16 protein-coding genes are annotated in these 23185 nt (G+C 68.3%); 13 read left to right on the forward strand and 3 right to left on the reverse strand.

The features are described from left to right. The first annotated feature begins 7 nt into the window (after positions 1–7). The 7 genes from smc (at position 8) to H162_RS0104790 (ending at position 10579) form a co-directional block, all read left to right on the forward strand. A complete protein-coding gene (gene smc / locus H162_RS0104755; RefSeq protein WP_026354226.1) occupies positions 8–3532 on the forward strand; it encodes a chromosome segregation protein SMC in 3525 nt (1174 codons plus the stop codon). Between the two features lie 124 nt (positions 3533–3656). Further along, the gene (locus tag H162_RS32530) at positions 3657–4826 is read left to right on the forward strand and encodes a sensor histidine kinase (protein ID WP_156885474.1); all 1170 of its coding nucleotides are present in this window, start codon (positions 3657–3659) and stop codon (positions 4824–4826) included. A 287-nt stretch (positions 4827–5113) separates the two neighbouring features. Then, a complete protein-coding gene (locus H162_RS0104770; protein ID WP_026354227.1) occupies positions 5114–6292 on the forward strand; it encodes a cell division protein ZipA C-terminal FtsZ-binding domain-containing protein in 1179 nt (392 codons plus the stop codon). 39 nt (positions 6293–6331) lie between these two features. Continuing rightward, positions 6332–8662, forward strand: a complete 2331-nt coding sequence (gene ligA / locus H162_RS0104775) for an NAD-dependent DNA ligase LigA (RefSeq protein ID WP_020652311.1) — start codon at positions 6332–6334, stop codon at positions 8660–8662. Then, positions 8659–9552 carry a UTP--glucose-1-phosphate uridylyltransferase GalU gene (gene galU, locus H162_RS0104780; protein WP_020652312.1) on the forward strand — a complete coding sequence of 298 codons (894 nt, stop codon included), beginning with the start codon at positions 8659–8661 and terminating at the stop codon, positions 9550–9552. The genes ligA and galU overlap by 4 nt, the downstream gene beginning before the upstream one ends. Beyond that, entirely contained in the window at positions 9549–10085 is a 537-nt protein-coding gene (gene def / locus H162_RS0104785) for a peptide deformylase (RefSeq protein ID WP_020652313.1), read from the forward strand. The genes galU and def overlap by 4 nt, the downstream gene beginning before the upstream one ends. A 20-nt stretch (positions 10086–10105) precedes the next feature. Beyond that, the gene (locus H162_RS0104790; RefSeq protein ID WP_020652314.1) at positions 10106–10579 is read left to right on the forward strand and encodes a hypothetical protein; all 474 of its coding nucleotides are present in this window, start codon (positions 10106–10108) and stop codon (positions 10577–10579) included. A 391-nt stretch (positions 10580–10970) separates the two neighbouring features. Here H162_RS0104790 and H162_RS0104795 read toward each other — a convergent pair whose 3' ends face one another. Next, positions 10971–12728, reverse strand: a complete 1758-nt coding sequence (locus tag H162_RS0104795; RefSeq protein WP_026354230.1) for a DUF885 domain-containing protein — start codon at positions 12726–12728, stop codon at positions 10971–10973. Positions 12729–12867: 139 nt separating this feature from the next. On the opposite strand from H162_RS0104795, the gene H162_RS0104800 reads away from it, so the two are divergent. The 4 genes from H162_RS0104800 (at position 12868) to H162_RS0104815 (ending at position 17633) form a co-directional block, all read left to right on the forward strand. Next, entirely contained in the window at positions 12868–14232 is a 1365-nt protein-coding gene (locus H162_RS0104800; protein WP_229451938.1) for a hybrid sensor histidine kinase/response regulator, read from the forward strand. A gap of 182 nt (positions 14233–14414) precedes the next feature. Then, entirely contained in the window at positions 14415–14801 is a 387-nt protein-coding gene (locus tag H162_RS0104805) for a hypothetical protein (protein WP_020652317.1), read from the forward strand. Then, positions 14801–16270, forward strand: coding sequence for an ATPase domain-containing protein (locus H162_RS0104810; RefSeq protein ID WP_026354231.1), 1470 nt, complete (start codon positions 14801–14803; stop codon positions 16268–16270). The genes H162_RS0104805 and H162_RS0104810 overlap by 1 nt, the downstream gene beginning before the upstream one ends. Before the next feature lie 7 nt (positions 16271–16277). Further along, entirely contained in the window at positions 16278–17633 is a 1356-nt protein-coding gene (locus tag H162_RS0104815; protein WP_020652319.1) for a hybrid sensor histidine kinase/response regulator, read from the forward strand. A 78-nt stretch (positions 17634–17711) separates the two neighbouring features. On the opposite strand, the gene H162_RS0104820 is transcribed toward H162_RS0104815, so the two are convergent. Together H162_RS0104820 and H162_RS0104825 are read right to left on the reverse strand one after the other, a co-directional pair. Further along, positions 17712–18929, reverse strand: a complete 1218-nt coding sequence (locus tag H162_RS0104820; protein ID WP_020652320.1) for a pyridoxal phosphate-dependent aminotransferase — start codon at positions 18927–18929, stop codon at positions 17712–17714. 72 nt (positions 18930–19001) lie between these two features. After that, a complete protein-coding gene (locus tag H162_RS0104825) occupies positions 19002–20504 on the reverse strand; it encodes a peptide MFS transporter (protein ID WP_020652321.1) in 1503 nt (500 codons plus the stop codon). Between the two features lie 167 nt (positions 20505–20671). Here H162_RS0104825 and H162_RS0104830 point away from each other — a divergent pair, with 167 nt between their 5' ends. Both H162_RS0104830 and H162_RS0104835 read left to right on the forward strand, forming a co-directional pair. Further along, positions 20672–21655, forward strand: a complete 984-nt coding sequence (locus H162_RS0104830; protein ID WP_156885475.1) for an amidohydrolase family protein — start codon at positions 20672–20674, stop codon at positions 21653–21655. 198 nt (positions 21656–21853) lie between these two features. After that, positions 21854–23110 carry a beta propeller repeat protein gene (locus H162_RS0104835; RefSeq protein ID WP_020652323.1) on the forward strand — a complete coding sequence of 419 codons (1257 nt, stop codon included), beginning with the start codon at positions 21854–21856 and terminating at the stop codon, positions 23108–23110. The last annotated feature ends 75 nt before the right edge of the window (positions 23111–23185 follow it).

The raw sequence follows: 23185 nt of genomic DNA on the forward strand, positions 1-23185 counted from the left end.
AAGGAACGTGCGCCTCTCCTCTATTAAATTGTCGGGATTTAAGTCTTTCGTCGATCCCACCAATTTCCAGGTGCCAGGCCAGCTGGTCGGCGTCGTCGGCCCGAACGGCTGCGGCAAATCGAACATCATCGATGCGGTGCGCTGGGTGCTGGGCGAATCGAAAGCCTCCGAGCTGCGCGGCGAGTCGATGCAGGACGTCATCTTCAACGGCTCCACCCACCGCAAGCCAGCCGGGCGCGCCTCGGTCGAACTGGTGTTCGACAACAGCGCCGGCAAGGCCGCCGGGCAATGGGGCCAGTACGCCGAGATCGCGGTCAAGCGCACCCTGACGCGCGACGGCACCTCGACCTACTACATCAACGGCCAGCCGGTGCGGCGGCGCGACATCCAGGACATCTTCCTCGGCACCGGCCTGGGGCCGCGCGCCTACGCCATCATCGGCCAGGGCATGATCGCGCGCATCATCGAATCGCGCCCGGAAGAGCTGCGCGTCTTCCTCGAGGAGGCGGCCGGCGTCTCGAAATACAAGGAACGCCGGCGCGAGACCGAGAACCGGCTGTCCGATACCCGCGAGAACCTGCTGCGCGTCGAGGACATCCTGCGCGAGCTGAACGCCAACCTGGACAAGCTGGAAGCCCAGGCGGCGGTGGCGAACCGCTTCCACCAGCTGCAGGCCGACCAGGAAGAAAAGCAGAAGCTGCTCTGGCTGCTGCGCAAGAACGAGGCGAAGACCGAGCAGGCGCGCTTCTTCAAGGAGATGGAAGAGGCCCAGACCAGCCTGGAAGAGCAGACCGCGAAGCTGCGCAGCGTCGAGCTGGACCTGGAACACATGCGCCAGGCGCACTTCTCGATCGGCGACCGCCTGCACCAGGCCCAGGGAGCGCTGTACCAGACCAATTCCGAGATCGGCAGCCTGGAGGCGCAGATCAAGTTCGTGGTCGAGTCGCGCACCCGCCTGCAGAACCAGCTCGGGACCCTCGCTGCACAGCGCGACCAGTGGCTGGCCCAGGCGCAGGAATACCGCGAGCAGATCGAGGAAGGCGAGATGCAGCTCGAAGAGCTGGCGGCGCGCGCCGAAGGGGCCCAGATCGCGGTCGAGGTGCACCAGGAGCGTCTGCCGGAACTGGACGCCGCCTGGCGCGCGGCCCAGGAAAAGTCGAACGAATCGCGCGCCCGCATCATGCAGGTCCAGCAGCGCATCGAACTCGCCTCGGCGCACCAGCGCAACGCCGCGAATATCCTGAGCAGCCTGGCCGGCCGGCGCGAGCGCCTGCAGCAGGAGCGCAACGGCCTGAACCTGCCGGACAGCGCGACGCTCGACAACCTGCGCAGCCAGCTCGAGGAAAAGCAGCTGATGCTGGAAGAGCAGGGCATGCTGCTGGAGGAAGCCGGATCGCGCCAGGAGCAGGTCGAGCAGGAGCGCAAGGACGCCCACGCGCTGGTGGCAAGCGAAAGCGCCGCCAGCGCCCAGCTCGAAGCGCGGCTGGGGGCGCTGCGCCAGATGCAGGACCGGGTGCAGACCCAGGGCAAGGTCCAGCCCTGGCTCGAGAAACACGAGCTCTCCGGGCTGCCGCGCCTGTGGCAGAAGCTCGACATCGAGGAAGGCTGGGAGACCGCGCTCGAGGCCGTGCTGCGCGAACGCGCCGGCGCGCTCGAGATGTCGAACATCGACTGGGCCAAGGCCTTCTTCAACGACGCGCCGCCGGCGCGCCTGGCGCTGTATTCGCCCCAGCCGGCAGCCCGCGAGCCGAGCGACGTGCCGGGCCTGAAGCCCTTTGCCAGCCTGCTGCGCCTGAACGATCCCGGCCTGCGCGGGGTGCTGAACGACTGGCTGCACCATGTGTTCGTGGCCCACGACACCGCCGAGGCCTTCGCCGAGCGCGCGCGCCTGCCGCAGGGCGCCAGCTTCGTCACCCGCCAGGGCCACCTGGTGACCCAGTCGAGCGTGCGCTTCCATGCGCCGGACGCCGAGCAGGACGGCATGCTGGCGCGCCAGCACGAGATCGACAACATTGGCAAGCAGCTGCGCGCCCAGGCCCTGCTGGCCGACGAGGCGCGCACCCGCGCCACGCGCGCCGACGCCGCCGTGAGCGAGCTGTCGCGCCGCCTGCAGGATGCGCGCCAGCGCGTCGCCACGCTCACGCGCGAAGTGCATGCGCTGCAGATCGAGGTCCTCAAGCAGAGCGAGATCGAGGCGCGCTTCAACCAGCGCAGCGGCCAGATCGCGGCCGACCTGTCCGAGATCGCGGCCCAGGAAGCCGAGCAGCGCCAGGCCGCCGCCGAGGCCGAGCAGGAATTCGAACAGCTCGACATGGAGCTGGCCGAGCTGCAGGGCGCGCACGAGGACGGCCAGACCGCCTTCATGGAACAGGAACAGGTGCTGGCCGGCGCGCGCGAGCGCCTGCGCGAGCTGGAACGCAGCGCCCAGGAAGCGCAGTTCGCCGAACGCGCCCAGCGCAGCCGGATCGAGGAGCTGCGCCGCAGCATCGCCACCGCCGCCACCCAGGCCGAGCAGGTGGGGGGCAGCCTGGCCCAGGGCCGGCTGGAACTCGAGGCCCTGGAAAGCGGCTCCGCCCACGAAGGCCTGCAGCAGCTGCTGGACCGCCGCAGCAGCCAGGAACGGGCGCTGGCCGACGCGCGCCATGAACTGGACCAGATCACCCAGCAGCTGCGCCAGGCGGAGGACGCGCGCACCCAGAACGAGCGCAGCCTGCAGCCGCAGCGCGACAAAATCACGGAAATGCAGCTCAAGGAGCAGGCCGCGCGCCTGAACCAGGAGCAGTTCGCCGAGGCCCTGGCCGCCACCGGCGCCGACGAGGCGGCGCTGGCGGCTCTCGGCGAAAAACTCAACCCGGACATGAAGCCGTCCTGGCTGCAGGGCGAAGTCACGCGCCTGACCAATGCCATCAGCGCGCTGGGCGCGGTCAACCTGGCGGCGGTCGACGAGCTGGCCCAGGCCACCGAGCGCAAGCGCTTCCTCGATTCGCAGAACAACGACCTGCAGGAGGCGATCGCCACCCTGGAAGACGCGATCCACCGCATCGACCGCGAGACCCGCGAGCTGCTGCAGGATACGTTTGATCGCGTGAACGGCCATTTCTCGGAACTGTTCCCGATCCTGTTCGGCGGCGGCAACGCGAAACTGGTCATGACCGGCGACGAGATCCTCGATGCGGGCGTGCAGGTGATGGCCCAGCCGCCGGGCAAGAAGAACGCCACCATCCACCTGCTGTCGGGCGGCGAGAAGGCGCTGACCGCCACCGCGCTGGTGTTCTCGATGTTCCGCCTGAACCCGGCGCCGTTCTGCCTGCTCGACGAGGTCGACGCGCCGCTGGACGACGCCAACACCGAGCGTTTCTGCCGCATGGTCAAGCGCATGTCCGAGCACACGCAATTCCTGTTCATCTCGCACAACAAGATCGCGATGGAGATGGCCAGCCAGCTGATCGGCGTGACGATGCAGGAGCAGGGTGTCTCGCGCATCGTCGCGGTCGACATGGAAGCGGCCGCCGACCTCGCCGCCGCCGCCTGAGCGCGGCCCGGCCGTGGCGTGGCCGCGACGCCGCCTGCTTATATTTTTTTCAATATGCTACACTCGGCAAGGTTTGCTTGAGCGTGCCGGTTCCCGGTCCCTTGTCGCCGGAGAGTCGGCCCCATTGCCCCTCACGATGACTGCCGACCCGCCTTTCCCCTTGTCCGATCCTGCCGTCGACTGCCCTGATGCGGTGCATCATGCGTGCCGGCTGGCGCTCGACGCCGCGCTGCCGATGTGCGTCGTCTGGGGGCGGGAGCCGCGCGTGGTGTTCAACGAGGCCTTCGGGGCCGCGCTCGGCGGCGCCGACGGAGCAGGGGCGGCCGGGCTGCCGCTGGCGCAGGTCTTCGGGGTGCATGCCGTCCAGCTGCGGGCCCTGCTCGGCCAGGTCGGCGGGAAGGGCGCGGCGCGGGGCGACATCGCGCTGCCGGGTGCATGCATGGCGCTGGCTGTATCGCCGGTGCGCGACGCCGGCGGCACGGTCGTCGGCGCCCTGTGCGTCGGACAGCCGCATGCGCGCGCCCACGACGGCGGCGCCGAGGCGATCGGCTTCATCCTCGACATCTCGGCCAGGCTCGGGCACGAGCTGCGCAATCCGCTGGGGCCGGTGCGCACCGCCGCGTCGTTGCTGCCGCTGGTCAGGCACGACCCGGCGCGCATCGCGCACATCGGCCGCGTGATCCTGCGCCAGACCGCCCGCATGACGGGCCTGATCGACGACCTGCTGGACGTCTCGCGGGTCACGCGCGGCACGATCGCGCTGGAGCGCGAAGACCTGGCGCTGCGCCTGCTGGTGGACGAGGCGGCCGAGCAGGTGCGCCCGCTGATGGAGGCGCGCTCGCACCGCCTGGCCATCCTCAACGAGGCGGCCGACGCGGTGGTCCACGGCGACCGCAAGCGCCTGGTCCAGGTGCTGTCCAACGTGCTGTCGAATGCGGCCAGGTACACCCCGCCCGGCGGCATGATCCGGCTGGCGGTGCAGGCCAGGGGCGATACGGTCGCGCTCACGGTGCGCGACCACGGGATCGGCATGTCGGCGGAACTGGCGGCCACCGCCTTCGAGTTGTTCCGCCAGGGTAAGCGCGCCCCGGACTGTCCGCAGGGCGGCCTGGGCATCGGACTGGCCCTGGTGCGCAGCCTGGTGCTGCTGCACGGGGGACAGGTCAGCGTGCATAGCGCGGGAGAGGGACAGGGCAGCGAAGTGGCGATGCGTTTCCCGCTGCGGCGCAGTTCCCAGGTCGCGCCGGCGCAGCAGGCCGCCGCCGCGCCGCCGTCCGGCGGCGCATGCACGTAGCGCGGGCAACCGGGAGTTGGTATCATTGCATGCCCATTTTTTTAGTTGGTCCGTCAAGCCTGGCAAAAAGCGCCGGGAAGCGGCGGAACAGGAGCCGATCATCCGTCACGTACCCGCGTATCGCACCGTCAACCGCCGCGCTCATGCTACCCTCCGGGTACCGGCATGCCGGCATGCCGGCGGCCGCGTCGGCGCGACCGGCATGAGGCATCATCCATTCTTATTTCTTTCGCAGCAGCACAGGACGGGAAGTCCGCCGCGAATTTCGCTACTGAGGCACAAGCAGCATGACTGATTTCCAAATGAGCCTGATCGCGGCCGGCGGCGTGTTCGTCGTCGGCGTCATCACCTATAACAAATGGCAGGAATACAAGGCCAGGAAGAGCGTGGAGCGCGCGTTCGCGTCCGACCACGACGATGTCCTGATGCGCAGCGGGGAGGCTCCGGCCGACGCCGCCCTGCGCCAGGAGCCGATCCTGGACCTGGCCGCCGAGCCGCCGCTGGCGCCGTTCGCCCCCGAAGGCGCGGTTCCGCCGGCGCCGGCGCCATCCGCTTCGTCCGCGCCATCCACGCCATCCGCGCCCGCCGCCGGCGCAGGCGGCCAGGAAGCCGTGGCCGCGGTGGCCGCCACGCTGCCGGGCGCCAAGCCCGACATGCCGGCCGCCGAAGTGGCCGAATGCCTGGTCGATCCGCTGATCGACTGCCTGATCCCGCTGTCGCTGGAAACCCCGGTACGCGGCGACAAGATCCTGCCGGCCCTGCAAAAGCTGCGCCGCGTCGGCAACAAGCCGATCCACTACATCGGCTTCGCCGTCAGCGGCGACTGGGAGCCGATCGTGCACGGCGGCGTGTACACCAAGCTGCAGGCGGGCGTGCAGATGGCCACCCGCACCACGGCGCTCAACGAAATCGAATATTCCGAGCTGGTGACCCGCCTGCGCGCGGTGGCCGACGAGATCGGCGCCGAGCCGGAAGTGCCCGACATGATCGAAGTGATGAGCGAGGCGCGCACCCTGCACCGCTTCGTCGCCGGCCATGACGCCCAGCTGGGCGTGAACCTGGCCGCGAACGGCGCCCCGTGGGCGATCTCGACCCTGATCGGCGCACTGGAGAACCAGGGCTTCGACGTGCGTCCGGACGGCCGCTTCGTGATGCCGGACGGCGAGGGCGGAGTGCTGTTCACCCTGTCCACCAACGTGACCCTGGGCGCCGACACCACCTCGCGCCTGACCCTGCTGCTCGACGTGCCCTGCGTGGCCCCGGCCCGCGACGGCTTCGGCGCCATGGTCGCCTGCGCCAAGGCGCTGGAACAGCGCCTGGACGCCACCATCGTCGACGACGGCGACCAGCCGCTGCCGGATGCGACGCTCGAGGAGATCAAGGGCCAGGTGGCCGAGTTCTACCAGGAGATGGAAGCTTCGGACATTCCGGCCGGTTCGACCCGCGCCCTGCGTCTGTTCAGCTAAGGATGGCCCGTGACCGAGCAACAGGATTTTCTCGCCCGCATGGCGTGGCTGGTCAAGGAACTGAACCACCACATCTATAACTACCATGTACTCGACGCGCCGACCATCCCCGACGCCGAGTACGACCGCCTGTTCCGCGAGCTGCAGGAGCTGGAAATCGCCCACCCGGAAGCGGTGTCGGTCGATTCCCCGACCTTCCGCGTCGGCGCCGCGCCGATTCCCGAGTTCAAGCAGGTCACCCATGCGGTGCCGATGCTCTCGCTGAACAACGGCTTCTCGGATGAGGACATCGACAATTTCGACCGCCGCGTGCGCGACGGCCTCGACACCTTCCAGGTCGACTACGCGGCCGAGCTGAAGTTCGACGGCCTGGCGATCAGCCTGCGCTACGAGAACGGCGTGTTCGTGCAGGCCGCCACCCGCGGCGACGGCTATACTGGCGAGGACGTCAGCGCCAACATCCGCACCGTGCGCGTGATTCCGCTGCGCCTGCGCGGCGAGAAGGTCCCGGCCGTGCTGGAAGTGCGCGGCGAGGTCCTGATGTTCAAGGGCGACTTCGACGCCCTGAACGAGCGCCAGCGCGCCGCCGGCCAGAAGGAATTCGCCAACCCGCGCAACGCCGCCGCCGGCAGCCTGCGCCAGCTCGACGCCCGCATCACGTCGCAGCGCAAGCTGCGCTTCTTCGCCTATGGCGTCGGCCTGCTGGAAGGCGCGCCCCTGCCGGAATCGCATTCGGCGGTGCTCGACTGGCTCGACCAGCTCGGCCTGCCGGTCGCGAAGGAGCGCGCGGTGGTGCGCGGCTGCCAGGGCATGCTCGACTATTTCCGCTCGATCGGCGAGCGCAGGAAGGGCCTGCCGTACGAGATCGACGGCGTGGTCTACAAGGTCGACCGCGTGGCCGACCAGCGCCAGCTCGGCTTCGTGTCGCGCGCGCCGCGCTTCGCGCTGGCGCACAAGTTCCCGGCCGAGGAAGCGCTGACCACGGTGCAGGCGATCGAGGTGCAGGTGGGCCGCACCGGCGCCATCACCCCGGTCGCGCGCCTGGTGCCGGTGTCGGTCGGCGGCGTCACCGTCACCAACGCCACCCTGCACAACGAGGATGAAGTCAGGCGCAAGGACGTGCGCGTGGGCGACACCGTGATCGTGCGCCGCGCCGGCGACGTGATCCCCGAGGTCTTGTCGGTGGTGCTGGAGCGCCGCCCGGAACCGGTCCCGCCGCCTTACGAATTGCCGAAGAGCTGCCCGGTGTGCGGCTCGCACGTGGTGCGCGAGGAAGGCGAGGCGATTGCGCGCTGCTCCGGCGGCCTGACCTGCGCCGCCCAGCGCAAGGAAGCGATCCGCCATTTCTCGGGCCGCCGCATGATGGACATCGAGGGCCTGGGCGACCGCTACATCGACAGCCTGGTCGAGTGCAACCTGATCCATGGCGTGGCCGACCTGTACAAGCTCACGCTGGACGACCTGCTGGCCATGAAGCGCCTGGCCGACGAGCGCGAGGGCACCACCCCCGACACCGTCAGGCAGGGCAAGGTGGCCACCAAGTGGGCCGACAACCTGCTGGGCGCGATCGCGGCCAGCAGGCATCCGCCGCTGGAGCGCCTGCTGTTCGCGCTCGGCATCCGCCACGTGGGCGAGTCGACCGCCAAGACCCTGGCCGACTGGCTCGGCAGGCTGGAACTGGTGCGCCGTGCGCCCGCTGCGCTGCTGCGCGTGCTGCCCGATATCGGCGGCACGGTGGCCGAATCGATCGCGGAATTCTTCGCCGAAGAGAAGAACCAGCAGGCCCTCAACGCGCTGCTGGCGGCCGGCGTCGCGCCCCAGGGCGAGCATCCGCCGAAAGCGCAGTTGCGCGAGCGGCTCGACGAGGTGACACTGCTGGCAGCACTGGGGATCCCGAAGCTGACCGAGCCGCGCGCGCGCCAGCTGGTGCAGGGCGGCCAGACGCTGGCCAGCCTGGCCGACCTGAAGGTGTTCGGCGTGTTCGGCCTGCCGGCCACGGTCGCCGCCGCGTTCGAGGAATGGATGGCGCAGCCGGGCAAGCGCGAGATGCTGGCCGCGCTGGCGGCGCTGCGCACCGAACTGCTGGCGCAGCTGCCGGAAGCGGCGGAGGAGGTGGCGGGTCCGCTCACCGGCAAGACCTTCGTGCTGACCGGCACCCTGCCGACCTTGAGCCGCGACGCGGCCGGCGCCATGATCGAGGAAGCCGGCGGCAAGGTCTCCGGCTCGGTATCGAAGAAGACCTCCTACGTGGTGGCCGGGGCCGAGGCAGGCAGCAAGCTCGCCAAGGCGGAAGAACTGGGCGTCACGATCCTGGACGAGGCAGGCCTGCTGGCGCTGCTGGCGACAACAAGCGTGAGGGCACCGACATGAACCATATCCGCAAAGCCGTATTTCCCGTCGCCGGTCTCGGCAGCCGCTTCCTGCCGGCCACCAAGGCCCAGCCGAAGGAGATGCTGCCGATCGTCGACAAGCCGCTGATCCAGTATGCGGTCGAGGAGGCGGTGGCGGCCGGCGTCACCGAGCTGATCTTCATCACCGGCCGCAACAAGCGCGCCATCGAGGACCACTTCGACAAGGCCTACGAGCTGGAATCGGAGCTCGAGGCGGCCGGCAAGAAGGCGCTGCTCGAGGTGGTGCGCGGCGTGATCCCGAAGCACGTCAGCTGCATCTACATCCGCCAGTCGGCGCCGCTGGGCCTGGGCCACGCGGTGCTGTGCGCGCGCCCGGTGGTCGGCGACGAGCCGTTCGCGGTGCTGCTGGCGGACGACTTCATGGATACCGCTCCCGGCCAGAAGCCGGTGCTGGCGCAGATGGTCGACGTCTACAACTACGAGCGCTGCAGCGTGCTGGCGGTGCAGGACGTGCCGCGCGAGCACACCCGCCAGTACGGCATCGTCAGCGTCACGCCTTACCGCGAGGGCCTGGAAACCGTGTCGGGCATCGTCGAGAAGCCGCAGCCGGACGTGGCGCCTTCGACCCTGGCCGTGGTGGGGCGCTATGTGCTGTCCGGTGCGATTTTCGATTACCTGGAGAACCTGGGCACGGGCGCGGGCGGCGAGATCCAGCTGACCGACGGCATCGCCGCCATGATGAAGGACGAGCGCGTGCTGGCCTACCACTATGCCGGCCAGCGCTACGACTGCGGCTCCAAGCTGGGCTACCTGAAGGCGACCGCCGCGATCGGCCTGAAGCACCCGGAAACGGCCGAGGGCTTCCGCGTCTGCCTGGCGGGCCTGCTGGACGGACTGGGGGCGCCATGACCGTCCGCACAATCCTGCGCATGGGCGATCCGCGCCTGCTGCGCGTGGCGCAGCCGGTCGAGCGCTTCGACACGCCCGAGCTGCACGCCCTGATCGCCGACATGTTCGACACCATGCACGCAGCCAACGGCGCCGGCCTGGCCGCGCCGCAGATCGGGGTCGACCTGCAGCTGGTGATCTTCGGCTTCGCGAAGAACGGGCGCTATCCCGACGCGCCGCCGGTGCCCGAGACGGTGCTGATCAACCCGGTGCTCACGCCGCTGTCCGACGAGATGGAAGAGGGCGTCGAAGGCTGCCTGTCGGTGCCCGGCCTGCGCGGCAGCGTGCCGCGCCATACGCAGCTGCGCTACGAGGGCTTCGACCAATACGGCGCGCGCATCGTGCGCGAGGTCGACGGCTTCCATGCGCGCGTGGTGCAGCACGAAGTGGACCACCTGCTGGGCATCCTGTACCCGATGCGCATCCGCGATTTTTCCCGCTTCGGCTTTACCGATGTGATGTTTCCCGATCTTGACCCTGGAGCCGACGATTGAGGCGTGTTTTTCCTAGTACGATGGCCGCGCTGCTGCTGGCCGCAACCGCGACCACGGCGGCAGCCGATGATTTCTTCACGAAGATCGACCCTGTCCCGAAGAGCGAATTCTGGCTCGACACGGGTTTCCTCACCGCCCACTTCGACAGCGACAAGGACCTCACTGGCGGCAACAAGGGCCTGGGCTTCGAGTACCGCTTCAGCGGCACCATGGCCGCCACCGCAGGGCGCTTCTACAACAGCGACCGCCAATGGTCGAACTATGCGGGCATGATCTGGCAGCCGTATGCGATCAAGCAGGTGCGCGTGGGGCTGGCGCTGGCGGCCTTCGACGGCTATCCGAACATGCGCCACGGCGGCTGGTTCCCGGCGGCGATTCCGACCCTGACCTACGAGTACAAGCGGGTGGGGGTGAATGTGGGGATCATTCCGTCGTATAAGGACAGGTTGTATGGCGGGGTCTCGGTGCAGCTCAAGTTCAAGCTGTTCGAGTAATCCTTTTAATGCTTTGAACAAGTGAAAAGGCCGGAATGCATTGCATCCCGGCCTTTTGGTTTGTACGAAAACTGTGTTGCAAGATGCGGAGGGGCATTCAGGGTCAGGTCTGTCATTCGGACACTGACTGAGCACCTTTGCTCTATCTCAAAATGCTGGTCTGCTTATCCCAAACTCGTCACAGCTCGGCTCACATTTGCCGTCGAAACCCGCACATCACGGACCATGTCGGAAAGAGGGAAAAATTCTCAGCATCCTTAAAACCGTTCTGAGATTTCGCAAGGAATGTGCGTCCATGTCCGAATGACAGACCTGACCCCGAATGCCTGAGTTCCGCAGGCGGGAATAATGCCAATGGCATTATTCCCCAGGTTCGTCGACAAGCTTGAACTCAGCTCTCCTTCGGATAAGGACTCTTTCCACCCTCGGCAATGAACGCCTCGATCCGCTGCTCCAGCACCGGCAAGGGCACCGACCCCAGTTGCAGCACGGTGTCATGGAAATTCCGGATATCGAATTTCTCCCCCAGCGCCTTCTCTGCCTTCCTGCGCGCCTCCTGGATCGCCATCTGCCCCAGGTAGTAGGACAGCGCCTGTCCCGGCCACGAGATATAGCGGTCCACCTCGGTCTCCACCTCGTGCTTCGACAGCGCGGTGTTCTCCATCAGGTAGGCCTGGGCCTGCTCGCGGGTCCAGCCCTTGGCGTGGATACCGGTGTCGACCACCAGGCGCGAGGCGCGCCAGGCCTGGTAGCTGAGCATGCCGAACACCTCGTAGGGCGTCTCGTAGATGCCCATCTCGGTGCCCAGGCGCTCCGAATACAGAGCCCAGCCTTCGCCGAAGGCCGAGATGTAGGCGCGGCGGAAGTTCGGCACGCCTTTCTGCTCCTGCGCCACCGGCATCTGGAAGGCATGGCCCGGCGCCGATTCGTGCAGGGTCAGGGCCGGCAGGCTGTACAGCGCGCGCGCCGGCAGGTTGTAGGTGTTCACCCAGTAGCTGCCCGGACCGCCGCGTCCGGCCGTGTAATACGGCGCCTGGTCGTCCGGCACCGGCAGGATCGCGAAGCGGCGGCGCGGCAGGTAGCCGAAGTACTGGTCGGCCTTGGCGTCGAATTTCTTGGCGGTCCAGGCCGCGCGCATCAGGAGTTCCTCCGGCGTCCTGGCGTAGAAGCGCGGATCGGTGCGCAGGAACTGCAGGAAGGCCGGCAGGTCGCCGTCGAAATTCGCCTTCTTGATGGTCTCGTGCATCTCGGCGCGGATCTTCGCCATTTCCGCCAGGCCGATCTCGTGGATCCGCTCGGCCGTCAGCGTGGTGGTGGTGTACTCGACGATCTTCGACTGGTAGTACGCCTTGCCTCCGGGCATGGCTTCGGCCGCGAGCGTGGTGCGCGCCTTCGGCACGTATTCGCCGACGAAGTAGGCCAGCACCTTGCCATAGGCGGGCTGGACATGCTCGCGGATCGCCTTCGCGCCGTCGGCGCGCAGCGCTTCCTGCTCGGCCGCCGGAATCGATGCCGGCATCTCCCTGAACGGGGTGTAGAACACGGTGTCCTGCGGCGTCTTCGCCCGGGCCACCGAGACGATCGTGCTCTCGCGCCCGGCCAGCGTGACCTTCGGCGGCGTGAAGCCGCGCGCCAGGCCGGCGCGCATGTTCGACAGTTCCTGGTCGAAGTAGGCGGGCAGGGCCGCGAGCTGGCGCAGGTAGTTGCGGTAGTCCTCGGGCGTCTTGAACGGACGGCGCGCGCTGTAGGCGACGTCGGTCCAGAACGCGCTGTCGGCGTTCACCGGCTGCTCGTACTCGCGGAAGCGCTGGGCATCGAGCAGGGCGGCGATCTGGGCGCGGTAGACCGCGAAGTTGATCTTCTCGCCGGGCGACAGGTCGGCCGGACGGATCGCATCGAGCTCCTTCAGGATGCCCTCCCAGTAGACGCGGCGCGCCTCCTGGGCCGGCGCGTCGACGCGCGCCAGTTCGGCCTGCACGCCGCGGTCGTTGTCGGCGCGGGCCAGGCGCTCCGAGACGCGCCATTTCCACTCTTTCGTGTAAATTGTCTTTAACCGAGCGTCGGCCTGGGTAGCGGCCGTAGCGGGTCCAATCGCAAGACCCAGCAGTACGCAAGCCGTCGTGACGACGGCGCCCAGCTTGTTTTCCATTGTTCACCTTGCCTGTGTGAGAGGGCACTATTGCCCGGCAGTATGCATCTTAGCGGGGAAAAGACAGAATGGATACAAGGAAACCTGAGTGGACGTGGGCAGGCCCGTCCGTGGCATGTACGGCTGCAAGGAAGTAAGGATGGCGAACTATGGCAATGGCAGTCCCGGGTCGGAACAGCGCGGCCCGCTGCGCGAAGGCGGCATGTCCGAAAGGGGCCTGCGCCTGCGCGTGGCGGCGCTCGAGGCCGAGCTGGCGCACATGAGCAGGCTGGCGCAAGAGCGGCACATGCTGGACGAGGAAGTGGAGCGCCTGCGCGCGGCCAACGCCCAGCTGGCGCAGGCGGCCGCCAGCGCCAAGTCGCTGCGCGACGCGTCCGACGCCACCAGCCGGCGCCAGAACGAATTCCTGGCGATGCTGGCGCACGAACTGCGCAACCCGCTTGCGCCGCTGAGCATGTCGGCCAGCCTGCTCGACAGCCTGGCCGGCAACTCCGGCCAGCTGGCCCAGGTCTCGCGCGTGATCCGGCGCCAGGTCGACCACATGGCCCACCTGCTGAACGACCTGCTCGACGCCGCGCGCATCAGCAGCGGCAAGATCAGCCTGACCGTCCAGCCCCTGGCCCTGGGCGAGGCGATCGAGCAGGCGCTCGAAGTGGTGGGGCCGCGCGTGCGCGAGCGGCGCCAGCAGCTCGAGGTGCGCCTGCCGCCCGATCCGCTGGTGGTCGAGGGCGACGCGGTGCGCCTGACCCAGGTCTTCACCAATTTGCTCGGCAACGCCTCGAAGTACACCGGCGACGGCGGGCGCCTGGCCCTGGACGCCAGCCGTGACGGCGACGATGCCGTGGTCCGGGTTGAGGACAACGGCGTCGGCATCGCCGCCGACATGCTGCCCCAGATCTTCGAGTTGTTCGCCCAGGCGCCGCGCTCGCTGGCGCGCTCCGAAGGGGGACTGGGCGTCGGCCTGAGCGTGGTACGCAACCTGGTCGGCATGCATGGCGGCACGGTCGAGGCCAGCAGTGCCGGATTGGGGCAGGGCAGCACCTTCACGGTGCGCCTGCCGCTGTCGGAGGCGCGCCTGGAACAGGCGCCGGCCGCAGCGCGCGATACGGACGAGCGGCCTTCGCGCATCCTGCTGATCGAAGACAACATGGATGCCTGCGAGACCCTCCACACCCTGCTGGCGCTGGCCGGCCACGAGGTCGAGACGGCGGCGGACGGCGTGGCTGGCCTGGAGGCGGCGCGCAGCGGCCGCTTCGATGTCGTGATCTGCGACATCGGCCTGCCGCGCATGGATGGCTATGGCGTGATCGCCGGCCTGCGCGGCGCCGACGTCGCCCAGCCGTTCACGATCGCGCTGTCCGGCTACGGCCAGGCCGAGGACCGCGAACGCGCGCGCCAGGCGGGCTTCGACCGCTACCTGGTCAAGCCGGCCGCGCCCGACGTGCTGCTGGCGATGGTGGCCGAGGCGCGCGCCATCGAGCGCGGCGCGCACGCCGTCGGCTGAAGGCGCCGGAATGTCGAACCAGGCGCCTGATCTTTCCACGAATATGTTGGCAGCTCGAAAAGAATGTTACAAAGACCAGCTATAATGGTGAAAGACTTATCCGGACGAGCGCGCCACAAGGCGCTCGCCGGCATGCAGGGACCGACGATGATCAACACCGCAGCACTCCACGCGACGCCGATATGATGGTGACCCAGGGCGACCCCGGACGGCCCGAGGGACACGCGCATCTCATCCAGTCGTGGCTGCGGCTCGCCGACCAGCTGGGGTTCCTGATCGGGGACAACGGCTTCTGTGCGCTGTTCGGCCGTGCCTGCCGCATGGTCAGCCCGGAGTTCCGCTGGCTTGCCGACATGCCCCAGTGCAAGACCCGCGCTACCCAGATCGAGGCCCTCGACGGCATGCTGGCCAGCGTGGCGCCGGAGCACGCCCAGGCAGCGCATGCGGCCTTGCTCCTCAAGTTGTCCGAATTGCTGGCGGCCTTGATTGGCCAGGCATTGACACGACGTCTACTCGACGCGGCCGCGCTCGATGAGGATGAGCAGAAGAATCCACAGGAGCACAAGTAATGAGCGATAAAGTAACCCTCGGAAAATTGAGCACCGGCGTGGCCGGGCTCGATGTTCTCTTGGGAGGCGGGTTGACCGAGTTTTCCTTCAACCTCATCGCCGGTGCGCCGGGCTGCGGCAAGACGACGCTCGCCCACCAGATCATGTTCTCCCTGGCGACGCCCGAGCGTCGCGCCCTGTTCTTCACCGTGCTGGGCGAGCCGCCGCTCAAGATGCTGCGCTACCAGCAGCAGTACGGCTTCTTCGAGATGGACAAGGTCGGTCCCGCGATCCGCTACGTCAATTTGGCCGACGACCTGCGCGCCGGCGATTTTGACGGCGTGCTGGAACGAATGATGAAGGAGGTCGAAGGTTTTTCTCCCAGCCTGGTGTTCGTCGACTCCTTCCGCTCGGTCGCACAGACCGCGCGCAGCGGCAACGAAGGCGTCGCCGATCTCCAGCACTTCGTCCAGGAGCTGGGCACGCGCATGACCAGCTGGCAGGCCACCACCTTCCTGATCGGCGAATACGCGCACAGCGAGACCGAGGCCAATCCCATCATGACGGTCGCGGACGGCATGATCGCGCTGTCCCAGGTGCACGAAGACAGCACGGTGGTGCGCAAGCTGCGCGTGATCAAGATGCGCGGCCAGGCCCACATGGGCGGCTCGCACACCTTCCGCATCACGGACGACGGCATCCGCGTCTATCCGCGCATGCTGCCGCCGCTGGCGGACGACCACCGGTCGGGGCGACCGGTCGACCGCGATCCGCGCCGCGTTCCGTCCGGCGTTCCCGACCTCGACCTGATGCTCAATGGCGGCATCCCGCAGGGGCACTCGGTCCTGGTGTCCGGGCCCAGCGGCTGCGGCAAGACCATCCTCGGCACCCGCTTCCTGCAGGAAGGAGCGCGCCTGGGCGAGAAGGGCGTGGTGATGTCGTTCGAGAAGGGGGCTTCGCGCCTGCGCAACGCGGAACTGGCCGAGCTGGTGCAGGCCGGCGACGTGGCCGTCGTCGAGAGCCGCATGATCGACCTGACCATCGACGTGCTGCTCGACGAACTGGACGAAGCGATCGACCGTACCGGCGCCCAGCGCGTACTGGTCGACTCGCTGTCCGAACTGACCCTGTATTTGGCGCCGGAAGGCCGGGCGCAACTGCGTACGGTCGTGTTCAGGATGATGGCCTCGCTCGCCAGGCGCGGGGTGACGGTCATGGTGACCATGGGGCTGGACGACCAGTACACCCAGCTGCAGATCAGCCAGGCGGAAATCGCCTACCTGACAGATGCGATCATCGTCATGCGCTACGGCGAGAACGAAGGACGGCTGCGGAAATTCCTATCCGTGGTCAAGGTGCGCGGTTCGGCCCATAGCGCCGACCTGCGCGAATACGAGATCACCGATGCCGGCTTCGAGATCCGTCCCGACCGCACCGAATACGAAGGCGTGCTGCACGGGGTGCCGTCGGCCCGCGGCCCACGCTACTGAGGAAGCCATGAGCACGTTCCAGGCCGACCAGGGTAACTCGCTGCAGCGTGCGTCGCATGACGAAGGAGAAAGCGTGACCGGCCAGGCGCTCGACCAGATGCTGTTGCGCCGCATCGCGGCCCTCGAGGACGAGGTGGCCGTACTACGCAGGGAATCCGAGGAAAAGCGCACATTGGACTGCCTGGTCGACCAGTTGCGCGAAGCGAACGAAAACCTGGTGCTCGCCGCCATCAATGCCCAGGCCTCGCGCGAGGACGCCGAGGAAACCAATCGGCGCCAGAACGAATTCCTGGCCATGCTGGCCCACGAACTGCGCAATCCGCTGGTGCCGATCAGCATGTCGGCCAACATGCTCGACCGTTCCGCGGACCCCGATGGCCAGACCAGCCGCCTGACCCAGGTGATCCAGCGCCAGGTCGACCACATGGCCCACCTGCTGGACGACCTGCTCGACGCCGCCAGGCTCAGCAGTGGGAAGATCACGCTGGCGACCCGTCCGCTCGACCTCAAGGGCGTCATCGACCAGGCGCTCGAGACCACCCAGCCGAAGATCCGCGAGCGCGAACAGCACCTGGAACTGCGCCTGCCGCCCACGCCGGTCACGGTGGACGGCGACCCGGTGCGCCTGACCCAGGTGTTCACCAACCTGCTGAGCAATGCCTCGAAATACACCCAGGATGGCGGCCGCATCAGGGTCGAGGTGCGCGGCGGCGACGAGATTGCGGTCGCGATTTCCGACAACGGCTCCGGGATGGCGCCCGCGACCATCATCCACGTGTTCGACCTGTTCGCCCAGGGTCCCCGTTCGCTGGCGCGCTCGGAGGGCGGGCTCGGGATCGGGCTGAACGTGGTGCGCAATCTCGTGACCATGCATGGCGGCAGCGTGACCGCGGCCAGCGCGGGACCGGGCCGCGGCAGTACCTTCACGGTGCGCCTGCCCTTGTCGCGCGCCAGGGTGCCGGACGGGCCCGTGCAGGATGAGCGCGTCGCGACCAAGAGCGCACGCCGGGTGCTGGTAGTGGAAGACAATCCGGACGCCTGCGAGGTGCTCAGGATGCTGCTCGAATTCGAAGGCCACCAGGTCGAGGTGGCGACCGACGGCCCGACGGGGCTGCAGATGGCGCTGGCCCGGCCTTTCGACGCGATCGTGTGCGACATCGGCCTGCCCGGCATGGACGGGTTCGAGCTGATCGCGAGCCTGCGGGCGGCGGGCGCCGCGCCGCTGGCGGTGGCGCTGTCCGGCTACGGGCAGGCCAGCGACCGCGAGCGCGCCTTCGCGGCCGGCTTCGACCGCTACCTGGTCAAGCCGGTCGGGCCGGCGGCCCTGGTGGAAGCGGTCGGGACCGCGTCGCCGGCCCGCTAGTACGCCGGGTCCGCGACCTGTGCACGTCGCTTCCGCGCAGGCGGAAGCCCAAGTTTCTCAGCGCCGCAACCTGCTTGGCTAGCCGCGCGCGAACAGCCGTTCCAGCCGCGCCATCGCCTCCTCGATACGCTCGTACCTGGTCGCATACGAAAAGCGCACGTGGCGCGCCGGCGCCGCGAATCCGAAGTCGTCGCCCGGCACGATCGCCACATGGGTATCGCGCAGCACCGCCATGCTGAAGGCGGCGCTGTCGGCCTGCAGCCGATGGGCTACCTGCGAGATGTCGGCGTACACGTAGAAGGCGCCGTCCGGCATCACCGGCACCTGGAAGCCGAGTTCGCGCAGGACCGGCACCAGGTAGTCGCGGCGGCGCTGGAACTCGCGCCGGCGCTCTTCGAAGATGGCCAGCGCCTCCGGCGTGAAACAGGCCAGGGCGGCATGCTGGGCCACGGTCGGCGCGCAGATGAACAGGTTCTGGGCCAGCTTCTCGAACACCGGCACCAGCTCCTCGGGCACCACCAGCCAGCCGAGGCGCCAGCCGGTCATGTTGAAGTACTTGGAGAAGCTGTTCACCGTGATGACCTGGTCGTCCAGCGCCAGCGCGCTGACCGGCGCATGGTCGTAGGACAGGCCCTGGTAGATCTCGTCGACGATGGCGAAGCCGCCGCGCGCCCTGACCGCGGCCAGCATGCCCTGCAGCTGCTGCGGCGTCATCGAGGTGCCGGTCGGGTTCGAGGGCGAGGCCACCAGCACGCCGCGGGTGCGCTCGCTCCAGCGTTCGGCCACGTGGGCCGCGCTCAGCTGGTAGCGGTCCTCGGCCGGGGAGGGCACCAGCACCGGCTTGCCGCCGAAGGCCGACACGAAATGGCGGTTGCACGGATAGCAGGGATCGGGCATCAGGACTTCGTCGCCGTCCGCGACCAGGGCCGCGCAGGCCAGCAGCAGGCCGGCCGAGGCGCCCGCCGTGACCACGATGCGGCGCGGGTCGATGGCCAGGCCGTGCACCGCCGCATAGTGGCCGGCGATGGCGTCGCGCAGCTCGTGCAGGCCGAGCGAATCGGTGTACTGGGTGATGCCGCCGCGGATCGCTTCCATGGCGGCCGCCGCGACCACCTCGGGCGCGGTGAAGTCCGGTTCGCCCACGCTCATGCTGATGACGTCGGCGCCGGCGCGTTTCAGTTCGCCGGCCGCCTTGACCATCTCCATGACGCGGAAGGGTTCGATGGCGTGCACGCGCTGTGCGACCTGGAGGGCGCGCGCGGCCTGGAGTTCGGTAGGGGGAGTATTGAAGCTCATGCTGGACGGAGTCAAGTGTCGAATCCGTCCATCTTACAAGATCGCGGGCGGCACGCGGCCGCCCGCTTCGACTTACTGGTGCGCGTGGTGGGTCGCGGTCAGGCGACGCATCAGCGGCAGCGCGGCCAGCGCGATCAGGGTGCAGGCGATCGCCGCCAGGCCCAGCTTGTTGAACAGGCTGGTGTAGACCGGCAGGGTCTGCAGCGGATCGACCATCCCCTTCGGCACGCTGGCCAGGTTGGCCACCACGCCGCCCAGGTACTGCGAGATGCCGACCGCCACGAAATAGGCGCCCATCATGAAGCCGCCCATGCGCGCCGGCACGTAGCGGGCGATCATCGCCAGGCCCAGGCCGCTCACCAGCAGCTCGCCCAGCGAGTACAGGCCATAGCCCGCGATCATGATCCACGACGAGGTCAGACCATTCACCGCGAACTGCCCGGCCACGCCGTAGGTGAAGAAGCCGGCCGCCACCACCGCGAAGCCGAGTGCGAACTTGCCGGCGATCGAGAGGTCCTTGCCGCTGCTGCCGGCGCGCGTGTAGACCAGGGCCAGGACCGGGCTCAGCACCATGATCCAGATCGCGTTCAGCGCCTGGAACTGGGCCGGCGCCCAGGTCCACAGGTGGGCGCCGAGGACGGTGAACTCGAGGTCGACGTTACGCAGCGCGAACAGCGACAGCGAGGTCGACATCTGCTGGTAGAAGATGAAGAAGAACACGGTCTGCAGGGTCAGCACCAGGGCCGCCACCAGGCCGGCGCGTTCGCTCGGCTGGCTGTTGCGGATCAGGTGGATGAAGATGCCCAGCACCACCAGGCCGGCCACGTAGACGAAGGCGCGCGCCAGCGCCTGGTATTCGAGGATCACGGCGGAAGCGGCGACCGCGACCACGGCGCCGGCCAGCACGGCCATCAGCTTGCCCTTGTGCACGGGATGGGAGTCCGGCGGCGAACCGATGTGGGCGACGGTGGCGCGCAGCACGGTGACGGTCAGGATGCCGACCATCAGGCCGACGCTGCACACGGCGAAGGCCATGTGCCAGCCGAGCTCATTGCCATAGCTGGCGTTGACGGCGTCCTTGATCCACGGCGTGGCCAGCATCGAGATCGTCGAGCCGACGTTGACCGCCATGTAGTAGATGGTGAAGGCGCTGTCGATCTTGGAATCGTCGCCCTCGTAGATCTTGCGCACCAGGTTGGCGGTGTTGGGCTTGAACAGGCCGTTGCCGACCACGATCACGCCCAGGGCCGAGAAGGTGAACCAGGTGTTGGTGGTTGGGACCGACATCAGCGCGTAGCCGAGGGTGAGCACCAGGGCCCCGAAGATCATGCAGCGGCGGGTGCCGAGCACCTTGTCGCCGATCCAGCCGCCGATGGCCGGCGCGACGTAGATCAGGGCCGCGGCCGCGCCCCAGACCAGGTTGGCGCGGCTGTCCTCGAAACCGAGTCGCTGCACCATGAAATACACGATCAGCGCCTGCATGCCGTAGTAGCCAAAGCGCTCCCACAGCTCGATCAGAGCCACGGTGAGGAACGACCGGGTTTGCCCGACCGCCGGCGGAGTATGCCTATCCATACGTCTCCCAAAGTGTTGTAGCTGCAGGGGTATCCTGGCAGCAATCTGCCGATGCTACGCGCTCTGCCTGGATCACGCAACCTTGACAGGCCATGGTGGCATTGCGCTAACATGGCTGTCGGCATGCGCTGAGCTGCCCTGTCGCTGTTTCTTTTCCTGAGGTATGCATGAGGCGATTTCCCGCCATGTTGTGCGCCGCGCTGGCGCTGGGCGCCGGATCGGCGCCGGCCGCCCCCGGCGCCGCCGGGCAGCCGGCCCCGCTGGCCGACCACCACCAGCACCTGTTCAGTCCAGCAGCGTCCGCGTGGCTGGGGGCATCGTCCGCGCCGCACCCGATCACCGTCGACCAGCTGGTCGCCGACCTCGACGCCGCCGGCATCGCGCGCGCGGCGCTGCTCTCCAGCGCCTATGTCTATGGCGACCCGGCGCGCCATGTCGACGACGAGTACGAGCGCGTGCGCGCCGAGAACGACTGGGCCGCCGCCCAGGCCGCCCGCTATCCGGAGCGGCTGGTGGCGCTGTGCAGCTTCAATCCGCTCAAGCCGTATGCCTTGCTGGAGCTGGCGCGCTGCGCCACCAGCCCGGAATTCGGGCGCGGCATCAAATTGCATTTCGGAAATTCCGACGTCCAGCTCGACGATCCGGCCCATGTGTTCCGCCTGCGCCAGGTGTTCCGCGCCGCGAATGCGCGCGGGATGGCGGTCGTGGTCCACCTGCGCGCCTCGATGGCGCGGGGGCGCCCGTATGGCGCCGAGCAGGCCCGGGTGCTGCTGGAACAGGTGCTGCCGTATGCGCAGGACGTGCCGGTGCAGGTGGCCCACCTGGCCGGCACCGGTCCGGGCTACGGCGATCCGCAGTCGCATGCGGCCATGGCGGTGCTGGCCGAGGCCGCGGCGCGCCGCGATCCGCGCATGCGCCAGGTCTGGTTCGACGTCGCCTCGGTCGCGCAGCCGGACATGTCCCCGGCCGATGCGCGCAAGCTGGTGCGGCGCCTGCGCCAGGTCGGCATGGAGCGGGTGCTCTACGGTTCCGATGCCACGGTCGGCAACGACCTGCGCACGCCGGCGCTGTGGGCCGCGTTCCGCCGCCTGCCGCTCACCGATGCCGAGGCCGCGCGCGTGGCCGGCAACCTGGTGCCCTACCTGCGCTGAAGCGTCCGGCGCCTCCGCCGGCAGCCCGCCGCCAGCGCCGCCTGGATGCCGGTGGCGCAGGGCGGCGTACTTACAGATTCGTGACATTCTGCCGACAATTCAGCGTAAAACGGAAAGCCGCTCACCTCTAGAATTCCCCGAAATCTTATCAATTTGCACACGGAGCACACGCGCCGTTGCCAACTTACGGGGAATCGCATGATCCAACACTTCACCTGGCGCACGCTGGCGGCTGGCGCCTGCGCACTCCTGTTGTCCGCCTGCGGCGGCTCGGACAGCAGCCCTGACCGCAATCTCGGCGGCGGCAAGGGCAGCAGCACGCCTCCGCCCCCGGTCGTCGAGCCTCCCGTCGTCACCCGCGTCGACCTGTTGTCGAGCACTGCGCGCGGCATGGAGAGCGTGGTGTTCAACGCCGGCAGCGCCTATGTCTCCTACAGCAACAGCGCCACCGAAGGCTCGGCCATCATGAAGGCCACGCTGCCGCTGGCGGCGGCCTCGACCTGGACCCCGGTGGCGCAGGGCGGCTGCGCGCTCGGCCCGGTCGGCGACTATATCGTGCGCGCCCCGAAACTGAAGATGGTCGGCGACACCCTGTGGATGATGCAGCCGTGGGCCGAGCGCCCCGAGCCGGCCGCGCAGGAGCATTCGACCTGCATCCTGGCGCCGCAGGCCAGCGCCTTCGTGGCGCGCGACGCGGGCCTGCGCTTCTGCAACCAGTACTTCTGCGAGACGCTCTCGATGCAGGACATCAAGGCCAGGGGCAATCGCCTGTACAGCAATGCCGGCGCCGGCGTCAACCTGCTGAGCTCGGGGGACCAGGGCGCGACCTGGAAAGCCATGCGCGGCGACCTCGCCTCGATGGTGTGCACCCATACCAAGTTCGAGTTCGTGGGCGACCGCGTGCTGGTGGGCGGCGAGTGCCCGCTGGACGACGCCTTCATCGAGGCTTACCAGCTGAACGCGGACGGCGCGGCGCTGGCCTCGGCGGAGCCGCTGCCGCTGACCATGCCGGAGCTGGAGAACCGCAACATCCAGTTCATCACCGCGATCCCCAATACCCAGCGCGTGTTCGTCGGCGTCGAGGGCGGACTGCTGCGCAGCGAGGACAACGGCCGCAGCTTCACCTTCGTGATCCAGCATCCGCTCAGCGAGAACCTCGCCTACCCGTACATCGGCTCCCTGATCGCGCTGAACGGCAAGCCGGACACCATGGTCATCGGCGGCTTCGACAAGAAGAACCACCGCCCCTACATGGCCTGGTCGAAGGATGGCGGCGCCACCTGGACCGATGTGTCGAAGCTGCTGCCGGCCTACGACAAGCCGCAGACCGGCGACTTCAAGGCGGGCATCGTGACCTCGATCGCCGAAGACCCGCAGGGCCGCATCCTGTTCACCATCAACGAGAACGAAGACCAGCAGGGACGCCTGATGCAGCTGACCCTCGGCAGCAATTAAGGCGATCGATGCAGGACACGCCGGGTGGCGTGTCCTGTTCAGCTCCCCCTGTCTTGGCGGGCGGAATTCTGTCAT

This window comes from Massilia niastensis DSM 21313 (genome assembly GCF_000382345.1).
Lineage (GTDB): Bacteria > Pseudomonadota > Gammaproteobacteria > Burkholderiales > Burkholderiaceae_D > Telluria > Telluria niastensis.